Origin of the sequence: Maribacter chungangensis, from assembly GCF_042676845.1 — a bacterium.
In the GTDB taxonomy this organism is placed as follows: domain Bacteria; phylum Bacteroidota; class Bacteroidia; order Flavobacteriales; family Flavobacteriaceae; genus Maribacter; species Maribacter chungangensis.
This window is the reverse complement of the sequence record NZ_JBHTHY010000004.1, coordinates 139,660-162,757: the sequence shown is the minus strand read 5'-3', so window position 1 is coordinate 162,757 and position 23,098 is coordinate 139,660. Positions and strand designations below refer to the sequence as shown.

At 34.9% G+C, this 23,098-nt stretch carries 21 protein-coding genes; 5 read left to right on the top strand and 16 right to left on the bottom strand.

Annotated features, from left to right (window positions below; all coding sequences use genetic code 11):
* Positions 1–59 precede the first annotated feature (59 nt).
* From ACFQZJ_RS06930 to ACFQZJ_RS06875, 12 genes are all read right to left on the bottom strand, one after another.
* Entirely contained in the window at positions 60–2,210 is a 2,151-nt protein-coding gene (locus ACFQZJ_RS06930; RefSeq protein WP_379933336.1) for a caspase family protein, read from the bottom strand.
* A 36-nt stretch (positions 2,211–2,246) separates the two neighbouring features.
* Complete coding sequence (locus tag ACFQZJ_RS06925) at positions 2,247–4,235, bottom strand: caspase family protein (protein WP_379933335.1); 1,989 nt, start codon at positions 4,233–4,235, stop codon at positions 2,247–2,249.
* Between the two features lie 6 nt (positions 4,236–4,241).
* The gene (locus ACFQZJ_RS06920; RefSeq protein WP_379933334.1) at positions 4,242–5,675 is read right to left on the bottom strand and encodes a hypothetical protein; all 1,434 of its coding nucleotides are present in this window, start codon (positions 5,673–5,675) and stop codon (positions 4,242–4,244) included.
* A gap of 37 nt (positions 5,676–5,712) precedes the next feature.
* Positions 5,713–7,161: an alpha/beta hydrolase gene (locus ACFQZJ_RS06915; protein ID WP_379933333.1), complete on the bottom strand. Its 1,449-nt coding sequence runs from the start codon at positions 7,159–7,161 to the stop codon at positions 5,713–5,715.
* Positions 7,162–7,310: 149 nt separating this feature from the next.
* A complete protein-coding gene (locus tag ACFQZJ_RS06910; RefSeq protein WP_379933332.1) occupies positions 7,311–8,141 on the bottom strand; it encodes a DUF4138 domain-containing protein in 831 nt (276 codons plus the stop codon).
* The gene (traM, locus tag ACFQZJ_RS06905) at positions 8,138–9,064 is read right to left on the bottom strand and encodes a conjugative transposon protein TraM (protein ID WP_379933331.1); all 927 of its coding nucleotides are present in this window, start codon (positions 9,062–9,064) and stop codon (positions 8,138–8,140) included. Before traM ends, ACFQZJ_RS06910 begins: the two co-directional genes overlap by 4 nt.
* A 4-nt stretch (positions 9,065–9,068) precedes the next feature.
* Positions 9,069–9,692, bottom strand: coding sequence for a conjugal transfer protein TraK (locus ACFQZJ_RS06900; RefSeq protein ID WP_379933330.1), 624 nt, complete (start codon positions 9,690–9,692; stop codon positions 9,069–9,071).
* Positions 9,693–9,702: 10 nt separating this feature from the next.
* Positions 9,703–10,533: a hypothetical protein gene (locus tag ACFQZJ_RS06895; protein ID WP_379933329.1), complete on the bottom strand. Its 831-nt coding sequence runs from the start codon at positions 10,531–10,533 to the stop codon at positions 9,703–9,705.
* Positions 10,534–10,545: 12 nt separating this feature from the next.
* Positions 10,546–11,127 carry a conjugal transfer protein gene (locus ACFQZJ_RS06890; protein WP_379933327.1) on the bottom strand — a complete coding sequence of 194 codons (582 nt, stop codon included), beginning with the start codon at positions 11,125–11,127 and terminating at the stop codon, positions 10,546–10,548.
* Between the two features lie 27 nt (positions 11,128–11,154).
* Entirely contained in the window at positions 11,155–13,563 is a 2,409-nt protein-coding gene (locus tag ACFQZJ_RS06885; RefSeq protein WP_379933326.1) for a TraG family conjugative transposon ATPase, read from the bottom strand.
* Positions 13,553–13,834 (bottom strand): hypothetical protein, encoded by a 282-nt coding sequence (locus ACFQZJ_RS06880; protein ID WP_379933324.1) that lies wholly within the window; start codon positions 13,832–13,834, stop codon positions 13,553–13,555. Before ACFQZJ_RS06880 ends, ACFQZJ_RS06885 begins: the two co-directional genes overlap by 11 nt.
* A complete protein-coding gene (locus tag ACFQZJ_RS06875; RefSeq protein ID WP_379933322.1) occupies positions 13,834–14,121 on the bottom strand; it encodes a hypothetical protein in 288 nt (95 codons plus the stop codon). The genes ACFQZJ_RS06880 and ACFQZJ_RS06875 overlap by 1 nt, the downstream gene beginning before the upstream one ends.
* A 187-nt stretch (positions 14,122–14,308) precedes the next feature.
* Between ACFQZJ_RS06875 and ACFQZJ_RS06870 the strand changes: the two genes are divergently transcribed.
* The 4 genes from ACFQZJ_RS06870 (at position 14,309) to ACFQZJ_RS06855 (ending at position 18,609) form a co-directional block, all read left to right on the top strand.
* On the top strand, positions 14,309–14,938 hold the full coding sequence (locus tag ACFQZJ_RS06870) for an N-acetylmuramoyl-L-alanine amidase family protein (RefSeq protein WP_379933321.1): 630 nt from the start codon (positions 14,309–14,311) through the stop codon (positions 14,936–14,938).
* Positions 14,939–15,396: 458 nt separating this feature from the next.
* Complete coding sequence (locus ACFQZJ_RS06865; RefSeq protein ID WP_379933319.1) at positions 15,397–15,894, top strand: GNAT family N-acetyltransferase; 498 nt, start codon at positions 15,397–15,399, stop codon at positions 15,892–15,894.
* Positions 15,887–17,062, top strand: coding sequence for a protein-L-isoaspartate O-methyltransferase family protein (locus ACFQZJ_RS06860; RefSeq protein WP_379933318.1), 1,176 nt, complete (start codon positions 15,887–15,889; stop codon positions 17,060–17,062). The genes ACFQZJ_RS06865 and ACFQZJ_RS06860 overlap by 8 nt, the downstream gene beginning before the upstream one ends.
* A gap of 8 nt (positions 17,063–17,070) precedes the next feature.
* Positions 17,071–18,609 (top strand): hypothetical protein, encoded by a 1,539-nt coding sequence (locus tag ACFQZJ_RS06855; RefSeq protein WP_379933317.1) that lies wholly within the window; start codon positions 17,071–17,073, stop codon positions 18,607–18,609.
* Positions 18,610–18,688: 79 nt separating this feature from the next.
* On the opposite strand, the gene ACFQZJ_RS06850 is transcribed toward ACFQZJ_RS06855, so the two are convergent.
* The 3 genes from ACFQZJ_RS06850 to ACFQZJ_RS06840 all read right to left on the bottom strand — a co-directional run bounded on the left by ACFQZJ_RS06850 (position 18,689) and on the right by ACFQZJ_RS06840 (position 21,103).
* On the bottom strand, positions 18,689–19,657 hold the full coding sequence (locus ACFQZJ_RS06850) for a GTP pyrophosphokinase (RefSeq protein ID WP_379933316.1): 969 nt from the start codon (positions 19,655–19,657) through the stop codon (positions 18,689–18,691).
* Positions 19,657–20,700 (bottom strand): nucleoid-associated protein, encoded by a 1,044-nt coding sequence (locus tag ACFQZJ_RS06845; RefSeq protein WP_379933314.1) that lies wholly within the window; start codon positions 20,698–20,700, stop codon positions 19,657–19,659. Before ACFQZJ_RS06845 ends, ACFQZJ_RS06850 begins: the two co-directional genes overlap by 1 nt.
* Before the next feature lie 142 nt (positions 20,701–20,842).
* Positions 20,843–21,103, bottom strand: coding sequence for a hypothetical protein (locus ACFQZJ_RS06840; protein ID WP_379933313.1), 261 nt, complete (start codon positions 21,101–21,103; stop codon positions 20,843–20,845).
* A gap of 114 nt (positions 21,104–21,217) precedes the next feature.
* On the opposite strand from ACFQZJ_RS06840, the gene ACFQZJ_RS06835 reads away from it, so the two are divergent.
* Complete coding sequence (locus ACFQZJ_RS06835) at positions 21,218–21,970, top strand: SOS response-associated peptidase (protein ID WP_379933312.1); 753 nt, start codon at positions 21,218–21,220, stop codon at positions 21,968–21,970.
* Between the two features lie 20 nt (positions 21,971–21,990).
* Here the strand turns inward: ACFQZJ_RS06835 and ACFQZJ_RS06830 are convergent, their stop codons facing one another.
* Positions 21,991–23,094, bottom strand: a complete 1,104-nt coding sequence (locus ACFQZJ_RS06830) for a hypothetical protein (protein ID WP_379933311.1) — start codon at positions 23,092–23,094, stop codon at positions 21,991–21,993.
* Positions 23,095–23,098 lie beyond the last annotated feature (4 nt).

Below are 23,098 nucleotides of genomic sequence, written 5' to 3'. Positions count from 1 at the left end.
CCAACAAGTAAGCCCCTCTTAGTTAATTTTAAAATCTTCATTTTGAAACTATCAACTAACTATTCGTCCGACCGTAGAAATACAAACTCCCCTCCCTCATGATTTGCATTTTTTATAATTTCAAACTGAGGATTATTATCGGTATTTGCCAAAATTGCTTCTCTCATTTGAGAGAATAATTGACCCGCAGTTAGATAGGAATTCTTATTTTCCTCCAATTCTTTCAAAAGATATTTTATGAACTGACTTTTGTCAGGCACCGATTTATTCAACCCACTAGTCATTGCTTTCCTACTTTTCTTTTTAAGTAACTTTTCTGTAATAGTTTTTGACTTATCAGTTAATTCCCTCTTACCAAATTCAAAAATAGAACCACTAAAACATGCATCACTAATGAGTAAAGTGTGCTGAGATTTAAAGGAAACTAAATAATCACGTATATCACTATTAGATACCCAGTTGGTCTTACGCTTCGGGTCAGCGTTAACCGGTAACCAATATCCCTTTTTTATGTTTTCATCAAAAACACCGTGGCCCGCATAAAAAATCAGTAAGTTATCATTAGTACTAATTACATTCGCTAAAGAATCTAATGAATTAATAATATCATCTCTAGAAGCATCTTTCAGATGAAATATATTCTTCTCTTTAAATGAATATTTGTTTTTCAAGACAGCCTTAAGATTTGAAGCATCTTGATTTGGGAATTTTAACTTTTCGACGCCATTTAAATAATTTTGATTTGAAATCAACAAAGCTTTATATTCAAATGATTCTATTGTTTCCTCTAAATTTAATTGACCCGACGCAATTGACCCTCTTGATTTCTTGGGCAATTTCTTAATCGTAAAATCCTTAACCGACTTATTAAATAGAGCATCAGTCGCGCTTATTTTAATAAAATTTAAATCATCAAAAAGCTCTATTTTCGTAGAAAAGCTAACAGTATCTCTTCTTATATTATCTTCACCTAGATAACCTATATTCTTTGTCTCCCTAACTTTTTCAATTTTATACTCAGTAATAGTCAATGTTGATGTAATATGACCTTTGATATAAAACGTAGAATTAGTTGTTTCTAAAAACTCTAACTTTGTATTATCGGAATTTGAGATGGTTATTTTTGGGAAGTCAGTACCCGAAATAGCCAAATGATTATTGATATTATACAGCTTATTTTCCAATATTAAATATGGAATTTGAAAACTGTAATTTCCTGTCACAGTTAAGCAATTTTCACAATAATCCTTTTCAATTTTACTAAAATCAAAATTAGACCCCAGTCTTTGTACGATTAAACCCGTATTTTTTTGAATTTTTAGAACTTCTGAATATTCATAACTTGTAAAAAACATGTAATAATAATTATTATCACTTGTAATTTTCTGACAATTTCCAAGTTTTTTAGGTAAATGACTAAAATTAAATTCCTTTAAAATTTTATCAGTTTTATAGTCAACAATTTTAATATTATTTTCCTGGTCACCAAGAACAAGTTTTGAATTATCTAGTATGCCAAGAACAACCTCACTTTCTGAATATCTCAGTTTAGTAAATTTATCTTCAAAAGAGTATAATTCATAGATACGTTTATTACTTTTTGTTGTGTATGCTATTGAAACTTTTTTTGAATCCTCCAAATGGTTTAAATAGAAATTACTGTATTTACTATCAATCTCCAACAAATCTAAAACTTCTCCCGATTCAGCTATTTTTTTTAGCGCAGATTTCTCAGCAACTATATAAAAGTCTTCATAGACTTTAAAATTATTAATTTGATGAAGACTTTTATAAATAACTTCCATATGTGGTTTGGCTAAATCTAACTCCAATTTAAAAATGTAGGAGCGAGTTGCAAAGTAGAGGGAGTTTGAGAAACCACCATAAATTGGAATTAGATTTTCTAAATTTTCAGCCGATATTGAAATACTCAATTTGGTAAGAGCTTCTAGATAGTCAAATTCCATTTTTTTTTCTTGACCGTCAAAATCTCGAATATTAAAATTTAAATTAAAAGTATCAATGTTATTTGCTCCAACTGCATTCCAATTACAATTCAAAACATTACCTCCAGATAAAGTTAAAAACGATTCTCCACTCCTCATCCACAATGGAGTTTCATTGTATTCAAATACGTTTGCATATGTTGATACTTGAATTAATGCTAAGGCTAAGAAAGTATAAAAGTTAACACTTAATTTGATTTGCATGCGACACTGATTTAAAGCTTAATGCTATAGCACTTATCATTTTTTTTTAATAATCTCATAAACAAACTCAGTACTATACCCATCAACAGCGTCACTTACCGAGGAACCAGAACTGCCTCTTGATTGTTTATAGGTCTGTCCTAAAAAACTTTCCAGTGGGTTGGGCTTATCAGAACCTCTGGTTCCTATTCTAGCTCCTCTTGATTTCACCGTTGGAGCAAAATTGATAGGCGAGGGAGTGGCAAAACCTTTTAGAATAAGCGTTTCATATGGTGGTCCAAAATTATAGACACAACTTTTAATAATTTTAGTTTGTCCCGCAGGTATTAAACGTTCATTGTCGTTTAAATTGCAGCCATTTGGACCGTCAGGGCTTGGCATAAATGGAACAATTTCACCTTTAGAATTTATCTCGATGATACTGAAATATAAAGGTGTATCACTCCTGTTTGTAACCTCTAAAAATACATGGTCTGTATCTGTATCTACTTGAAATTTACCAACTTCGTTAGTAAAAGAATCTTCGTCAATTATTTCAATTTTATCTTCAGAATTATATTTTGCCGGCAACAATCTGAACTCAAACTCATAAGCTAAATTATCAAGCTTCAAACTTTTTAAATAACTGCCTTGCGCATAATTAAAAATGGCTAGTTCTAAATCTTCAAGTTCATAGATATCAATGTCATTAGTATAAATGATAGCTTCTCCGTTTGTTGTGCTTAAAAGAAAATTATTCGTTTTCTTTTCTTGAGTAACGATTAAATTTGCAATTAAAGAGTCATTAACCACTTGACCTAATTTTTTATCTTCTAAAAAATTGCTTAGATGATTCTTAATATCATCTGATTTTAGTTCATTATCAAAATATAAATTTAGGTTGATATCACCATAACTTGGTGTATCCACAAATACCCAATACGCTTTTTCGTTAGCTGATTTTAAGGGCGAGTCCAATTTTATTATTGCCTCAGTGAAAGTGACCTTGGAAATGACTCCTGTGGTTACAATATCCGTTTCGTCAACTTTTGAAGTTCCTGCTAGTAAAATATTAACCGTTGTACCTTCAAATAATCTTTGCAATTTTCCTGCATTGACTTTAATAACATCTTGTCTAGATATCTTATTGATTTCAAAATAAGGCTGCTGTTTTACGTATTCGCCCTTAAAAAGCTTATAGTCCGCATCACCCTCAATGGTCGGGGTTTGGTTAGGAGCAATAACATTCATATTTGCTGATATGGCAGAGAATAGTTTACGGTACGTAAAATCACTCCCTAATTCATTCATCGATTTGGAAAAAGCAAAACTTAAAGAGCCATAGCCTTCATACTCATAATTTAGTTGGTCTGCAGAAGCACCTGTGAACATTACAAATGGTGATGCATCCTCTTTTACTTTGACTATTTCCAACAATCCACTATTCGACATTTTGGTATTTGAAGACGGTTTCCAATCTTTAGGCGCAAAATAGCCTTTGCCACCTCTTGCCTTTCCCCCACGAGATGCGGATCCAGAATGACAACTATCTAGCATAAAAAGTAGCTGACCATTCTTACCTAGCTTATTTCTGAAATCCGCAATTATATTTCCTAATTCGTCATCCCTTATATGATTTTGCCCTTCGTACCTATTTGGAAGGTATTCAACCAACGCATCATAAGGAACAATAGACTCATCTAAATCATCAATTTCTTCTCCATTGTCATCAAACATTTGTTGTCCGTGACCAGAGTAGTGAATGACTACTACATCACCTGGTTGTATGCGGGCTTGTAAATCTTTAATGGCGGCCAAGATGCCTGCTCTTGTAGCAACAGCATCTTCCAAAATAACAATATTTTCTGCTTTAAAATCTTGTTTCATTAATGCACCTTTAATCAAAGGAACATCATTGGCCGATGAAATTTTTGACCAGCCGGTTCTTTCCTGATAGTCTCCAACTGCGATAATCAATCCATATTTTTCAGCAAAGGAACTATTGGAAGTCAAGAAAAAAAATGTTAGTAGAACTAAACGTTTCATAAAATTTCAATTTAAATCAAATAAGCTGAAAGAAATACCAAAGTAATATCCAAAATCGTACACATTTCTAGTAAAAGCGGTAACATCATTAAAGCTGGTTGTATCTCCTATTTCCAGACCATTGGTTAATCTTTGAACAGGCCCATAAGCAACACCTCCTGATAACGATAACCTACTTTTGCTTCCGAAAAACAATGAAGGTCCAAATAAGAAATTAACCCCGTTTATATTATCACCCCCAGAGATTGGAATTGACAAACCAAAACTCCCTCCAATATTGAAGGTTTCTCCAAGAAAAGGGTAGAAATTAATCATTGTACTTAAATTGGGCACAAAAAAATCATTGTCATCTGCTCCGATTACGGAATTTTCATCAATAAAAAAATCTTGTGATTTAGACCCAAAATTATTCAATGTCATAGCAACACTCGAATTAATCTTAAATCCGCCTTTAGACTTTAATTTAATATTTCTAGTTTTTAAAACTGTAGGCTCACCGTCGGTCTCTAATTCATTAGAAAAATCACTTTGAACAAATTTTAGTTCAATATCTACTTTATCCGCCGAAATTTCATAATCATAGGTCTGCTCAAAATCAGAAGCCTCCAGTATTGTATACAGGGATTTCATTTCCTCTAACATTTGGATACTTTGAGCAGTGGAAGAATTCAAACTAGCCATTAAACGTTGAAAATCTGCTAGGTTTATATTGCGTGCAACTAACTCACCTCTGCTTAATGATACATCAGAAGCTACCGTTGCTTCAATTTCAGTACTCATTGCGTTAATATTTCCTTGAAGGTTTGATTTACTTTCCTTAAGTGACTTTTTTACTTTTTCCACATATACATAAAAATTATCTTTTGCGCTAGGCAGTCTTGCATCCAATTCGGCATCCGCCGTTGAATAAAGGTTATTAAGAATCTCGTCTTTCCCAAGGTTAGGATTCAATAAATTTGAAATGAAAGTTGATTTTAATGCGGCTACATTTGTGATTTGGTTATTCAAATCTTTAACGCTACTGGTAGCTTCCCCTCTTCCTCTACTACCAGTTTCAGATTTAAAAAGTGCTGTTTCTGGTAAGCTGGTAGTATTTAAATCTAAATTATCTCCTGTAAAAGAATTGATTCCACCAAGTAGTGAGCTAAAATTGAAACCTTGACCGGAGGCTATTAAATCCTCTTCCTTTACATCCGTTTGTACTTGAACTGCGAAAGGATTTACGTTCTCTAATTTTAGTTCAACTAGACTATTACGTTTAAATTTAGGGCTATCTAAAGTGTCAATAACCTTATTTGACTTATCTAATTGAAGGTAATTAATCTTTTCGGTTTGGTAGTTATAAATAATTTGATAGTGATCTTGTGCTTTGAGACTCACTGCTAATCCTAATGCGATTACGGTCAATAAAAATGGTTGGTTTATAGTTTTTAAAGTCAAAATTTCAAATTTGAATTAATATTTGTACGATTTTAGATTACTGTTTTACTTTCCAATAAATTTGGTTTTCCAATTCTACATTGGATAATCGAGTTCTCTTTAATGCACGTTTGCCCGATTCTATGATATCAAAAATGTCCGAAATAATAGAATTAGTATCGGCAAAATAGGAATGACGTAAAAAACTAGTATCAACTCCGGATGCATCAATTGTTTCAACACCATTTAAAATCACTATACCCTCACCAGCATCACCCGCTCTAGGGTTACCATGGAGCATTTCAGATGCCTTTAAAGCCAGGTCGTCCTCGGAAACATATAGTGTTATTGGGTTTGCAGACAATGAAACCATTTGCGGAGCAATCTCATTTTTAAATACTTTAGCATCAATGTCAGGTGCGGCCAAAATAATTTCTTTTATTTTGGATTTTAGCTCAGGTTTATCATTTAAAACATCAATCATCGCTCTTGTCAAACCCCTATTTCCCATACTGTGGGCTACCAAATAAATTTCTTCGGCACCCGAATCGGATAAATAATCGTTCAAAAAAGTTTTTATGTTTCTACGAGACCACGCTATGTTTTCTTCATCTTTACCGTACCTAAATGTTGAGGCTTGCGATGGCCAACTATAAAATACCGGTTTTCCATCAAACTTAAGATCATACGAAATCTGTGCCGTACGCTTGGCAGCTTCACTGAAAGATGTATTAAAGCCATGTATAAATAAAAACGTACGTTTCTTTTTTGAGGATTGTATATCCTTAGATAATTTTGAAAAGAACTTCTCCTTATTTAAAAGTTTAATATTATGAAGCATAATGTGCTTTGAAGGATCCTCCGTAAACTCAAACCTCCAAATAGAAGGAGTTTCCAATTCGCCTATTCGATGATCATGTGGAATACTCACTTCGACAATACCGTACTTCAGTTTAGATCTGTTTACACCAAAAGCATCATTAGGATCTGAGTTATTTGTATAATTTCGATCTGTCCCAAAGAATACTGGAAGTTTGACAAAGTCTGGACTTCCAATACCACCACGATCCTTATCTGAATCAGCGTAAATATATCTCAGACAAATAATATATAGTTGTTCTATTGTATCTGAATCTACATCATAAACTAGTCGAATTTTTAAATCGCCTTGGTTTTTAAAACTATCGGTTGAAAGCAACCAAAATTTAAATTCGAAAGTATTAAAATCTTCAAGCGTGGAGAACTCCTCGTTTTGATAATTGGCTTCAACTTGAATCTTTAGATTTTCAAGAGCGCTATCTTCGTTTATCTTTATCAGCTTAAAACTTTCAAAATCATATCTATTGGTTAGGCAAGAATCACTAAGAACCAAACTATCATCTTGGAGTTTTACATATCTGTTATTTTGACCATAAACACTCGAAAAGGCAGCTATAAAAAATGAAATACTTAATATCCAACTTTTGGAATTCCAAAAAACTAAAGACTTTTTATTATAAAATATCATTTCAACCAAAAATTTACGGTAGCTAAAACTGAAAAAATATCTGGGGGAGGTTGTTAAAATAGTTATATTTTTAAAACAAAAAAAGAAAACGCATTTTTTACTGAATTTTTCTTAGTGTAAAGACCTTGGAATATAAGTTTTTTGAAAATCTAGTTTTTCCAAAACAACTGCAGCAACCTATTTCCCCTATCCTCCTTAACTTCTAAAAGCAATTTTTCTTCATCTCCAAAAGTAAATTTGGGTACGGTCAGCACAAACTCACGGCTCTCACCATGTTTAATGATTTTTGGAAGAGAATACCTGTAAACAGGCTCAATTTCAATTTTTTGATAGGATGATTTTTTCCGCTTGTTTCCATTTACCTTGAAAATTTTCAGATAATCCATCTCAAAGTCTATCCCGGATCTGTTTTTTATCTCTACAAGTACATAGACCTCGGTTCGGTCATAGATCAGGTCCCTCAGATGTAGTACTATCCCCTTTTTTCTTTTGCGCTTTAATCTGTTTCGATTGTGCTTCAATTGAAATTCGCTGAATTTTTTAAAGTATTCAAAACGATTCGGGAAATCGGTTCGCGGGGTCTTCATCATCACAGAATCCTTTACTACTGATGCCGATTGTTGAACAGGAGCAGGAAACAAAGGGCTTTCAAAACCAATACGTTCACTTCTTTGGACAAAATAATTCAGCGTATCCAAGTCATTTAGATATTTCAATTTGTAGGCGTAAACTTCATCCGTGGCCGTTATTATCAATAGATTGCTTTCATGGCCCTTTACCCCCTGTAACAAACCTACATGCTGAGGGTTTTCTTTATTATAACTAAAGGTAAAGTTGGATGAACCAACGACCGCCTGACGAATTTCATTTGGAAAGAAAAGTGCAACCACCTCCTTTTCATTGTTAGGAATTGTCCGCAACTTCTGTGCACTTGTCTGGTCTAAAATGAGTATTGAAAATAGGAATAGGATTTTTTTCATAAAGCAGGTTTTAAAATGAGTTGGTATTGATTGTATATGGTCACCTTTACATTCCTGTTGTTTCGTCGAAAGACTTGTTTAATCCCTCCTACCTGGGGAACTCCGGGAATATTGATGTCCTGAACAACATCTTCCAAAACCTCCGTGGTGGCATCACTTGTAAAACTGTTGCGAATATAAATACCTTCGTTTCCATCCAATAGATCATAGGCTTTTAGATCGACCGGTTTGTGGTTGATATTCGTGATTTTAACAAACACACGGTTAGCTTTGAAACTCACGAATCCAAAGACCAAAGAGTTTCGGGGAACGGAATCTGCATTGATGATGGCATCCACGGCCAATCGCAGCTCCAAACGTTCATCCGTTTTAACGGTCTGCTCTCCGTTCACTTCCACCATAATAAAGTCATCAGTCCTTCCTTTTGTTGTTTCTAGATCAACCAATGAAACTTGTTTGGGTTCAAAAACAAAAAACTCTTGATGGGCCTTCGTAAAATCAATGACCATATCTTCAATTTGATTTTTGGGTGTGCTGGCCATTGGTCTTGATGAACTAATACCCGATGTTGTATCATAATCTCCCGATTCATAATTTATTCGTCCTGCTGCGTAAATACTGTCAACGATACGCTCACGTTCTTTTTCTTGAAATGATGGGTCAAACAGGCCAGTGGTGTCCAGGAGTGCCTCATCGTAAATACTTGGTGCATTGGATTCCCGCATCTCTTTTACATCGTTTACGGCATCCAATTTTGAAGAATACTGTGTTTGTTCATCAAGTATTTCTGGCACTTCCGGCTGACTCAATTGGGTTTCTTCGTTTTCGGATTCGTCCAGTACCACGACCGCGTATCCAATTATAAACAGAACCACTAGGGCAAAGGCTGTTATAAATAATAGTTTGTTTCGTTCTAGTTTCATTTTTTTAATGTTGATCGGTTATCTTTTTTAGGGAGTTCTCGAAGTAGTTGGTTATCAATAAACCATGGGTATTATGGGGAAAGTTCCGATCCACGGAAATGAGATTCCCTGAGGTGAATAACTGGTATCGGTCTATGACACTTCCCCGATTGATTTCAAACAGGGTTTCGGTTCGAAATGAGATAGCATCATTATTGATGGTCAATTCCGTATTCACGGAAGTCACCTTTTGCACCAGGCTATATTGCATCAATCGGTTGTACACCCCATCGGCCTTTTTCTGTCGGTATACATTATCCACGGAACTATCGCCTAACCATAGCGCCTTTTCGAGATTCTTTTGGTAATTACTTTCATCGATTCCGTAGAAATAGTTATGGAACAGATCGAGATGTGAAAGTGCTTCCACCTCGATGTTCTCTTTTTGCGAAACCAATTTTAGGGGGATTACGGAACCATCCGTATTTACGGCAAAAGCACTGTTCAACATTGTCTTATTGAAACGGTATACGGTAAACACTGCAATTACACAGGTTACCAAACTAGCGGCCACAACAGTCAAAACGATAAAACGATTGATTTTCAGTACGTCGTAAATATTCTTGTAGGGTGTGATTTTGTTTTTCATGGGTTCTGGATTAATGCACAAATAGCCTGAGAGTGAAACTGGTTGCTCGTTTGTATAATTTGAATTTTAATAAGATGATGAACCCGACCCCGGCCAGCTCAATGACCGGTGCAAACAGTTCGCTACCAAAATCGGTTCCGAATAAATTGGGCCAAAAATTATCCGTCACCTCTTGATACAGTTCATTAACAAAAACATTGACCAAAAAGAAGGCGGGCACAATCATATACACCGCTGCATATAGTTTAAAGAACCGATACCCCATTTCCCGAAACTTCTCGAAAACGGCCATGCTAATGACCAATGGAAAAAAGGCCTGCATGATGCCCAACAAAAAATAGCGTTCCGCCAAGAACAGTGGATAAATAAATAGGTCCAAGACCCACAAAATAAGTCCCAACCCAAAGGCTCCCATCCGGATACCTAAAAAAGGGGTGGCCAACCATTCGTATAAAAGCCCCATGGCTTTTGCCGTTGCATCTAAAAGACCTAGGTCTTCCTCAACCTCAATTTCTTGTAGCCCTAAGGGTAACAAGGTTGGTGCGGTTCCCCGGTACTGACCTTCAATGGCCACCAGAATTCCATCAAAGGCATCTAAGACCTGCGTAGAAAAAATGACCACTAGCACCACGGCAAAATTCTTTATCAACTCCGTAGGTGTCAGTCCCCAGGTTACCCCTTGGTTATTGGCTCCACCTTCATAATATTTTTTAATGATATTGATCAGAAAGAAGAGAACGGCCAGCGCCTTCATTCCACCAATGGTATAGCTTGCAAAATCGCTATCCTTGATGGTCTGAAAAACAGCATCCACATATTCCAAGCCAATGGATAAAAACATTTGAATCCCTTTTTAATAGTTGGTTTCCCGATTATTGATCTTGTCCTGCATTTCCCGAAAGGAAATGACCATTTTGTATCGTTTATTCTTTAAAGTGATATCTGCAACCATTTTTTTAGAATCATCACGTTGTGCTTCCAAAATGGCCAACCGTTCGGCATCGTTAAGTTTCAGAAAGTCATTGGAGAGTACTTGGTTCATGAATTCCAGATTTTGAAGGGAGCCTTCGACAATGGAATTAAAAGCGTTGGAAACCGCATCTATTTCATTGGGATGGATATAGGGGGAATTCAGGATATCCCTCAGGTCCCGTCTGACCATATTCACCAAAGCCGTGTTGTTTTGATTGATTTCCCTAACGGCTTCATATTGCTGTACAGCATTATTTACCTTTTCAATCGTTTCCTTGGCATCTTTGAGAAACTGTACCGTTTTAATCATTTCTGTGGTTTGCTTTGCCGATTCAAACAATTGCTTCACCAATGAAATAAAATTGGTGTTATCATATACAGGAACTCCTTGTGCTTTTAGTGTGCCTATCATAGTGGTTGTAAAAAGCACAGTAAGAGCCATCGTTTTAATTGTAATTTTCATATTTTTTGATTTAAAGGGTTTTACTAATTATTTGATCTTTTGTTTTACGAACTCTTGAATAGCCATTTCCATGCTTCCCATTTCTTGGAAAAGGTTCATGATTTCTTGATTTTCTGCACCATCGGTTAGGTAAGCGGCATAAACTTCCGGCGGCACTTCCAACCGAAAGATGTTGCTTTCCTTACCGATCTTGATAAAGATTTCGGTATACTTTCTCTGGCCTTTCAAGTCGTTTTTTATGGACTTTAACTGGTTCAGGTCATGGCTGGATAGATGCAAGCGTTTGACCAGTTCATCGTAGCCCTTTTCATTCCGAAGGCTATAGATAACTTGCGTGTTTTCGAGGATACTGGCTGAAGTAGAATTACTTGGCAATTGATTAATCGATTGTAAGATGATACCGATGGCCCCATTCTGTTTCCGGATGGCTTGGTAATAGAATTCGACGCTCTCCAAAACATTATTGAATTTCAATTGCTTAGCGAACTCATCGAACAAGATGATGCCCTTTTCCGCCCGATTACGCCAAATGGTACGTTGGATTGCAGATTTTATCAACTTCAGCATGACCGACAGTACTTCCTTATTGTCTTTTACTTCATCAAGTTCAAAAACAATAAGGCGTTTGTCCTCAATTTTATAGGATTGGTCTTCACTCACCTCAAAAAGAAAACTATACAATCCGTCCCCGACATATTCGGACATAATATGTAGAAAGTTGGTAGTGTTGAAATAACTGTTATCAATGCCCAAATTCTGCAAAAGGCTTTTCTTATGATCTTTTACGAAGTTGTAAAAGCCATTCAACGAATGGGTGCTATTAGGATAGCTCTTATAATAGTGTTGCAGGATTTTTTTCAAGGCGACCTCCTGTGCCTTGGCGACCTTAAGACCCGAAGCAAAGAGCTCCAAAAGGAAGACGGTAAGGTCTTCTAACCGCTCCGGGCTTAGGTCATGTAAACTATTGATGTAAAAAGGATTGATGCCTAGATTCTTTCCTTGCTCGTAACGCAAGGTGATGTATTGATCGGGATATAGTTTGGCGAACTTGGTGTAGCTACCCCCTAAATCAATGATGACCAAGCGTACGCCACTTTCAAAATACTGACGGAGAATATTATTGGCCAGAAAGGATTTACCTTCCCCCGTGGGGGCGAAGATGGCAAAGTTCCTGGCTTTGATACGTTTTTTCTTTTCGTCCCAAACATCTTTTAAAACTGGAATATTATGTTGCCTATCATTAAAGATGATTCCCGTGGCATCTGATTTGTAATTGGTGTTATTGATGAGCAAACAGAGGGCATGTTTCAGGTCGGTGACATAAAGATCTTCATCTGAAAAATTAGAGGAGAAACAACAGAAACTGTTCAAAAGGTAGTTCTTGCGCTCCTCCCCTTTTGGGTAATAGGGAACAATATCCAATTCCTTGAATTCCGTTTTTATTCTGGAGGCTATGCTACCTAATGCCTCTCTTTGCTTGTTCCAAAAAATAATATTTAAATGACCTCGGACAATCCGTGCATGGTCATCACGATTTATTTCATCCAAAATAGAAGTAATCTTCTCATGGACCACTTTGTTTTGAGTGCCAAAATTGGAACTCTTACTCAGTTCCTCCAACCGTTTTTCCAGCAGTCGTCGCCATTTGTGCTTATCGTCCAAATAGATGATTTGGTTAACGATGTGGTTTTCGTTGAAATTCAGTCCCAGGCCGTCGATAAAGCCTTGACGGAAAATAAAATCATCTGAGGTAAAAGCATCGTTGGTTTTACTACTTCCAACGGTATCACCAAAGCAAAGTTCATTGTTAACGGCCAACACATCAAAGAAGTGCTCCCCTATTTGCGCATGGTCTTTGTTCAAAACAATGTCCGTATCGAAACCTTGATTGAAACCGTTGAAAAAATTATCCGTCAAGGCGAGAATTTCCCTTCGAACAAGTGGCGTGAAATCCAATTTATAACTATTGTTCAAGAAGCCCACCGCATCTCGAACGGATGCAATAAAGCTTTCTACGGCATCCGTCATTTTTTCGGGAAGTGCCTTGGGAACACCTTTGAACGGATTCACATATTTGGATTGGTTCAACCCTTTGTTCTTGGGCCAGCTAAAAAAGAGATAGCTCTCATGGGATATATGCTCCCTACCTTTAAAATGGGCATGGGTCGCCTTCTCTAAAAAGGTGGAATTGGGCAATTGTTCAGCTGAATAGGCTATTTTTTGAAAGCTGTCTTGTTTGTGGATTACCGTCCCTGCTGGGAGTGATTTTAACGCCTGAAACCAACTTCCATGCAAATCTTCAAAGTCCTTTTCTGATAAGGAGTACACCTCGGGAAGGTCTGCCTTATAGCAAAGTACAATATTACCATTATTGGCATAGACCATATTGTCCTGAATATCCACAATTGGATAGTGTTGTGTCAAATTAATCCTCATAGTTCAGCGCGGTTGTTTTCTTATTGGAGATGGCTTTAGGGAATACCTTGGCGAAGTTTAATAATTGAGGTTGGTTCGTTACTTTAAGTAGCAGCACATAAAGAGCTCCATTAAATACAGCTGCACCCAGAACCAACCCGAAACTAAAGGAGAAAATAACGACCAAGAGCGAACCGATGACCCCCAACATCTGTAAGGCGAATAAGGACACCGGAAGCCCGAATATCAATGCCCGCTTACGAATGTTTCGATATACGCGATAATGCTTCATTACACCACTAAGGTTATCAGGTAAGTAAAAATTCCCACTACGGCACCGGCAATCAATACAAAGACCAGCACACGGGTGATTCCTTTTTTAAGGTCGGAATTCTCACCAAAAAAGTGTCCTGCATTAAACAGGAAGCCCACCAGGAAAATAACCCCAAGTATAATGGGGAAAATGGTCCTAATAGTATCGGAGATATCGGCAACGGAATCTTCGATACCTCCGATTTGCGCATAAGTAGGGGCCGTTGCTAAAAGCAACAACCAAAATGTCCTTTTTAAACTTTTCATTTCTATTCGTCTTTTAAGGCCCAATAGGGGCGGTTGATTACTATTTGTTGACGAATTTGAAATGAAAGGAAGGGAACGCAGAGAATCGGTTAAAAATTAACAGGCGACAACGTTAAAATTTCACGGATTTTAAATAATCTATCCAAATCGATGAAAATTGTGCAACACGCACTTAAAATTTCAGCGAATGAAACGCTATTGCTTTTACGTATTGATTTGGATGATGTCGGCCGGTTTACAGCCCATGTTTGGACAGGAGAGAAATCGAAAACCTATTGTTATCATAGATCCCGGACATGGAGGTTCTGATACTGGAGCAATCGGCATCAATGGACTAAAGGAAAAAGAGGTGGTCTTGAGTATCGCCAAAGAGATAATTCGACTTAACAACCTGCTGTTCAAAGATTCTTTGGGAATATATCTCACTAGATACTCAGACACCCTAATTTCCTTGGGAGATCGAACCAAACTTACAAAGGCCTTAAAAGCCGATGTGTTTGTCTCCATTCATTGTAATCAGTCTGTTCGGAAAGCAGCTCAGGGGATTGAAGTTTATGTTAAACAAGGGGAATCACGGTCCGAATATTTAGCAAAACAATTCACATTGGGACTCCATAAAAAATTAGCCTTTAAAAACAGAGGGGTTAAATATGGCAATTTTCAGGTATTGCGTGAAATCACCCATTGCCCGAGTGTGCTTTTGGAATTGGGGTTTTTGTCGAATTGGGAGGAGGCTGAACATAATGGAAAGGACAGCAGTATTTTGGCCTATGCTCTACTAATAATAGAAACACTGCGAAAATTTTTTGAATTATGATTGAAGTTGCAAAAATCTTAGCCATGGTATTGAAAAAGCTATTTCATGAAGTCTTCCTGACTTTTAAGGAGTGCTGCAGAAGATGGAAAAGTTAGAATTAATAAAAAACTGTGACACTAAAGCTTCTTCTTCTAAGCCTTAAAGGATGAAACAATACCGCTTACATCTGAATCCATTCCTAAACCAATTTATATAAATAATAATTGCGTTTCCCTTTTTGCCATCTTGACGCTTTAAAAAATTACTAATAAAATTGATTTTAAAGTAAACAATATTGGTTTCAACTTAAATATTCATGTCAAGGTCCAATTAAATGAATTTAAAATTAAACATGTGTTGACTACCTATTGAAAAACAAAAACAGTTCATCGTTTGATTCCTTGAAAATCTGACTTGAATAGCCTAACTACATATTCAGTATATTGCTTGTTAAAAACCAACATAATTTTAACTTAATAATGAAATACCAATTAAGAAAAAGTAATGAGAATGATTTTCAAACTATTGTAAAATGGTTTGAAAATGATGAATTTTCGTTTTTCCTTTGGACAGGGTTCGACTTCGAGTTTTCAGAAACTTATTTAGAATTAAAAAAAAAATCATTGAATAAGGATATTAGTTGCGTTTCTGTTTATAACTTGTCAGAAATGATAGGTTATTATGAAATTCATAGATATCAAAAAAAATCAAATTGGTTCCGATTAGTTAGGTTTGTTATTAATCCTGAATTTAGAAACAAAGGTTATGGCAGTAAAATAATCAAGTCTATTGTTGATGATTACCAATCAAAACCGTACACAAGATTAGATTTAATTGTGTTTGAGGAAAATATAAACGCTATTAAATTATATTTAAATCAAGGCTTTATATTGGAAGGAGTTATGAGGAAGGCTGGAATTTCGAATGAAAAATATATGGACATATCAATTTTATCAATATTAGGCAAATATGATTGAAAAAAAAATAACCCATTTACAAAACCAAATAATAGATTCATACAATCAAATTTTTCATTGGTCTGAATTAAGAGAAGAAATTAGAGATAGCTTTTTTAAAATCAAAAGACATTTATTTGTGGACAAATACTACGATAATGATGCAGTAGTTAATTTTTCTTCAACTACAGAAATCGAAAAGCTTGAAAAAATATATTCTGATTATTATTTACCAATATTGATTGCAAAAGATGGCGAAATTCTGTCATCACTATCTCAACCGTCATTAGTACTATACATGTTAAATATTTCCAACATAAATAAGGGAAGTAAGGTTCTTGAAATTGGCACTGCTAGTGGATGGAATGCTTCAATAATATCAGATATGGTAGGAAATAATGGTCAAGTTGATACTATAGAAATTGACAGAAACCTTACGGAAAAAGCCAAGTCAAGATTTAAAAGACTTGGTTATAATAATATTCATGTCTTTTGTGATGATAATCTCGGCGTTAATCTTGAAGGTCCATACGATACTGTTATTTTTACTGTAGGAACATATGATATTCCGAAAGAATATTATTCTCTTATAAAAGAAAATGGAACATTAATACTCGTTCTAAAAAATCCTGGTAATGGCGATACGTTATACGCCCTCAGGAAAGAAGGTAACTCTTTCATAGCAAATGACGGTATATCTTGTGGTTTTGTTCAGCTCAAAGGGAAATATAGCTTTAATGAACTCAATTATAATATGATAAATCTAAATCCTGTAATAAGCGAAATACTTTTAAGTAAAGAATCACATATTAGGAAATATTGGTTTGGAGGTAATAAATTGGGCAATTTTGAAAGTCGCAGTTCTTCATTTAAATCATTCCTAAGTATATACGATTCCTATTTTATATCCGGTGATTTAACTATAGATAAAACCAAAAAAATTGTTTTTGGAATTTATAACAAAGACGAGCAATCTGTAGCTCTATTCTATGACGACAAGATTCATTATTCCAAAGCAACATGGGCTTATGAGAGACTCTTAAATTGCATGTTTGAATGGGTGAAATTGGGTATGCCTATCATACCATCATTTAAACTTGAAATTAGATTTAAAGAAGAAAAAAGAAGTAAGGTTAAAGGGGAGATTGTAAAGGTAAGAGATGAAAATTATTATTATTTTTCTATTTAACTCAATATATGCTAGAAAGTACTAATTCAATAATTTCCGAGTATTATTCAGAAGTAAATTTAATTATTACTACAATAGCAGCTGTCTCAACTTTTTTAGCCGCTTTATTTGCCTATCGATCTATAAGGCAAGTTGCAACACTTAACAAACAACAAGCACTAACACAGATTAAAAAATCGACACTTGAATTTGTAAGTGATAAAAATCTTAATCTTGGTGAATTATCAAGAACTGCCTATAATTCAATGATTGAAGAAAAAAACTACCTCTCTAATAGTGTTAAGGATATTGAAGATAATTTAAATTTAAGTGAATATAACATCTCGCTAAGCACTAAAAGAACTATCGTTAGTAAAGTTCAATCAGGTATACCATTAAGTTATGTTCATGGAATTCCTTACGAATTGGTTGAAAACGTAAATCAAAAATTAATTTTTAATGGGTTTTCGGAAAAATGCCATAGGTCAATGGCTAATCTTTTCAATAGACTAGAGGAGGTTTCTAATGCAATAAATGCGTCTTTGTTAGACTTAGATTTATTTGACAAAATGTATGGCGGTTTTTTGTCTCAAATTTATAAAGACCATAGTGATTGGTTAGTATACATTAAACGGAAATTGGGCTTTCGGTTTTTTGATCAACTAGACGTTTTAGTAAATCTTATCTTTTATAAATCAACAGAGTTTTACAATCTTAAAAAGAAGGCATTCCTATTCAAATTACCATTTTTAGGTAATGAAGGAAGATCATTTTTTGTTTTCATCATAAAGAATTGGAATAAGTTACCTGCTTCAATTGATAGAAAAAAATTGATAGAGTATTCATTAAATCATGGTTTAATTTCCAAAATCGATAGGATAGGACACCTTACTAAAATCAATTCAATCTTTATAAAAGAATGCTCAAAAAATGGTCTCAAGAAAAAACAATGCAAAAAAGTAGCTAAATTATTTAAAGATTCCGTCGAAAGTTCCAAAGGGGTCTGGCCTGTTGGTGTAACAAATGATGCTGAAGATTTAAATAAATGGGTCGGTGAGATGCAAAAAAGTTGGGACGTATCTTTTTTGGCATATGAAAAAATCAATTTGAGAAAAGTTTTAATTGGCTTTATCGGGATTAGCAACCCAGCAACTGTCTGTTTAAAATTGTCAAGATGGAAGGGAGAAACGACTTCTGCACTCAAATTTGGATTAGAAAAGGGAACTGACATAGAGGAACAATTAAATAAAATTTTTATCCCCACCGTAAAGGAGGAAGGTGAAGTGATAATAGATTTTACAAAAATAGCAATGATTAAATCCCTATACGTACATCAAAAATTTAGGGTTAGTGAAAATAAAAACTCAATAGGAAGAAAACTATTACGCAAAGCTATCAATCACTGTAGGATTGAATTAAACTCTATACCCTTATTAACGGTTATTGCAGATAGAGAATTCACAGAAAAAGCAATAAAACTTTATACTGAGGAAGGAGGTTCTTTTTTAGGAACATGTAGAGATGGAAATCAAAAACAAGGACATTTGATGCATATTTTTGTATTTTAAACTATTATCCAATCCATCAACAATAATCTCGTACATACTTAATAATTGTATAATAAGTAGAAAAGTTTTAAACATAACGTTAAGCCCAAATTCCCTTTATTTTTTCCAGTTCGTTGTTATCTAATTCATTGGCATAAATTGATTCCAAGGTTGATTCATAATTTTCCAACATATAAAAAACTAAGAATATTTCAGGTTGAGTCAAACTTGGAAAACGGTGAAAATCCCTTAAATATTCATTGTAAATACTTTCTAGTTTTTTCTCATTATTGTCAACAAAAGCGGATACTTGGTTTATCAAATCAACTTGTTCAGATTGGTCAAATGGTTTAAAGAATACCTTAAGTTTCCAAAGTGAGGTTTGTCTATCAAAATCAACTTTGGCAAAGCGATAAATTTTACCTTCTAATTTCCGTATATAACGATACGCCATCCCATTTTCTTCCTGTTGTAATGCAATGTTGACATTGGAAAATTCGTCATCAGCTATTTCATAAAGAGACAAGAGTCGATAAACTTTTCGTTTGAGGTTTGAAGGTATTTCCGATTCCTTTTTATAAGTTAAAGTATGGGCGGAGCTGGACCAAGCATGTTGATTAATTGAACGAACCTGAAGTTCAAAAACTAAGTTCTTAAACGATTCTTCTTTTTCGGTTAAAATTTTTAAAGAATTTATTTTCAAGTCGTAGTGATTACTAGTGTAATCAAGCTTATCGAAATCCAAATCATCTTTTTTATATTCAGCTTTTTCAACAATGAAATTTTCATGGATTATTTTGTCTATCATCTCTAATTGATTGCTGAATGAGCATATGACTCGTAACCCGAGTTTATCCTTTAAGTCATCATAGGAATAATTTTTCTTTATCGATTTACGTTCAATTTTTTTGATAATACTAAGAAGATCTTTTGTTCTATAGGTGATTTCTGGAAAAACTTCTCGTCTTAATATTTCATTTTTAAGGAAAACCTGAACTTCAGAGCCAAGAGCTTCGTAAATTGGTTTTTCCAATTTCCATTTACTTTCGACTTCCTCGTAAAATGACATTATTTAACATTTTTTATTTGCGAAACTATAGTAGCTTGATGGTCGCCATTACCTAGTTCCTCTAATTTCACATTATCATCGAAAGTTCCCTTGCTACCTAATATGGTGATTCCGTTCTTGAACGAAACCATGAATTTTTCAATTTTGGATTTAATTAGTGATAAATCCTTTGGAAAGGATTTAAATTCAAAGTTTTTGGTTTTCATAAATTCTTTGTATTCATCCTGCTCAAAAGGTGTTGTGAAATAATCGTCTGAAAACTCTTTTGGATTGAGAGTCTGCTTGTTCATTTGCAAATATGAATTCAAGTCTTGCAGATACTTTGCTTGCTTAATTTTATCAAGAATAGTTGATTTAATAAATGTAGTAGTCAGGTTGTAAAATGCTTGTGTAGTAACCTTCGGATCACTGTATGGTCTACAGCCCAAGAAGTCATTAATAAAAAAGGATGACAAATCTTTTCGCTCTTTCGAATTAATTTGATAATCCATTATATCGCCATCAAAATCAATCCCATAGTTATCTCTATCGACCAATAGGGCTATTTTAAAAACCTTTGTTTTTGATGTAAGCATTAAATCTCTAACCTCAGAAATATCAAATGATTTAGTAGCTTCATTCATAGTTAGTCTAGCTCCATCATCCCGCTCAAGCTTCATTATGATGCAAACTTTATGTCCTGATAGAATACATTGAAGAATGAATAGTATACCAGATGCATTATATCCTTTTTGAATATTAAACAGGTGCTGACCAATAACCTTTGATTCATGGACAAACTTTTCATTATCATTAATAATGGTTTTGATGCACTTATTTACAGGAGAGTCACTTTTTTCATTATAACAAATTTTAAACGAACGATCTCGTGCTAACGCCTTAATTATACTTTCTTTAAAAAATTTTCCTAGGCTTAGTGTTAATTCACTAGTTTGTTCACTAAATGTTGGTGAGATAGTAAAATCATCTTTTCTATGCTTTGGTATATCATGGACTATTGCCTGTTGTATATCCAAAGTGGTTAAATCGTACTTTATTATCATCTTTTACTGGCTTGGTAATCAAATATATGTCTTTTATTTACCAATTATTGATTTTAAACACACTGTAAACAAAATGAATTATTGTTATACACGAAGTCAATATTAAAACTCAATAGCCACAATCTTTCTACTAATTAATCTTTCATCCTACATGAACCCTTACCCATCCGGAATCCGGTAAATCATAATGATCCACTACCATAATGCCCCAAACACCTTTATTGGGGTATTTATATGCTAAAACTGTATTACTATCCCTAGCTTCTATATAAAATAGCGCCAAACGTTTTGGAAAACTCAAATGCTTGTTCTCACATTCCGTTCGCAACCTATGCTCCCCTATTTCCTTCAGCAAATGATTTAGTGCAAAACGGTCATAATTACGAAACACTACATCTTTCATTTAATTGGATATATTCCATTTATATGGATTATATCCAAATATAAGCAACAAAAAATATCAATAATTAATTTTAACGTTTTTTCCATTAATTTAGAATCAAGTAAATCAAAGATCATGTGTTACGGTACCAGAGTAGTCAAAAAGGCCAAGGAGTTGGAACTGTTCTACAATGTAGAGCGGTTGTACGGCCAAATGAAACCAGATGCGGAACTCACCTATAATTACGCCAATGGATTTTCCCATCCTAATATGTGGATCATACCTCAGGAAAAACCAAAAAATATGATTCCCGTCATGTGGGGCCTGATTCCGCAGTACAAAAAAGGCTCCGATGTAAAGACATACTATCAAGAAACCATAAGATATGGTTCAGGACTTAATGCAAGGTCTGAAAAGCTTTTTGATTCAAGTCAATACAAACCAAGTGCATTGACCAGGCGTTGTATCATTCCCGTTGATGGTTTTTATGAGCCACACACAGCAAAGAAAAATGGAAAAGACTTCAAAATCCCGTTCTATTTCAGCAGAAAGGACGACCTACCTTTTAACCTAGCCGGAATTTATGCTATTACCCCGGATAAAATGGTAACCTTCACCATTCTGACCAAAGAGGCTACTCCCCTATTTGCCAAGATTCATAACCGAAAAAATAGAAGGCCGGTGATATTGACCGATGATGATATCGATGTTTGGCTGGACAATTCCCTAACCCAAAATGATGTTTTCAATGTCATTGACGATGATTTAGCTGATACCTCTATCAATGCACATCCTATTAGCAAAGACTTATACAAAAGAAATGGCGAGGGTGACAGACCAGATATTATTGATGAAATATCATACCCTGAACTTGAAATAACCTATTAATCAAAACTCTACAATGTTTTTTAATTAATATGAGCCCAAATAAGGGGGTGCTCGCTAGCTGCATGATGCTTAACCGCTATAGAGGGATACAACCTCCAATTTGGTTTTCGTTCCGGCCAAGTTCCTTTTCGATTCATACCTGCGTTATGCAACTTATTAAAAAGTGTAGGCGAAAGCAAAAGGTAATCCTGTTGTTTAATATTTACTCCCATTCGGTAGGCACCGAGCCTAAAATAACTACCATCCTTCCCGTTATCCTGATCGGCTTGAAATAGACTGCTCTTAGACACTTCTGTTAAATCAGTTTCACGTAGCAAAGGCGAAAGACAATCACTGTAAGAGACATCATTTAAGGTTCCACAGATGACAATCATTTCTTTTCCAACATCTCGCATCTGCTTATAAATTTCACCAAGCTTCTGCGCTTGTTTTTTACGTTGTTCAGCTTGGGAGGAAAATTGATTATTTACTATCCAAATAGTATCTCCTTCTGGGGTTAAAATCGAATATTCCTGACAATCCACATCAAATAAGGTAAAACCTTCATCATCCAGATCATGGACATGGTTTTTAATTCCATGCAGGTGATAACCGTTTTTGAGCATTATGCCCATTCCCATTCCTCTGGAATCATTCGTTTCCAAAACCATAACTTCCGTAAACGGGGTGATTTGCAACAAGGGTAAAAACTCGGTATTAAACTCTATTACAGAGGCGCGGTCTTCTACCTCTTGTAAAATAAGAATATCAGGATTTGTTTCCGCAATCATATACGCTTTACTGTAAATGGCCCTTTCATGAATGGGCCTGTTACCCAGTTTCGTCCACCCCTGCCAATCGGTCAGAAAAGAGGCCTTGGTGGCATTTTCAAGCACCTTTCCCTTAAAAAATAACTCTCCGAATCGGCTTTTTAAAATAGCATAGGGATTATCGGAAACCTTATCAAATCCCAAAAGAAAGGATAATGTATTGATTCGCTCGCTATCCAAAATATTCTTAGATGGCTTACGTAACAGCGTATCCAATTCGGAAATCCAATCGCTTACGTTTTTGGAGGTACTGCTCTTTATCAATTCTCGATGTCTATGGAATAAATTTTGAATGTTGAAGGTCGCTATTTTCATGTGT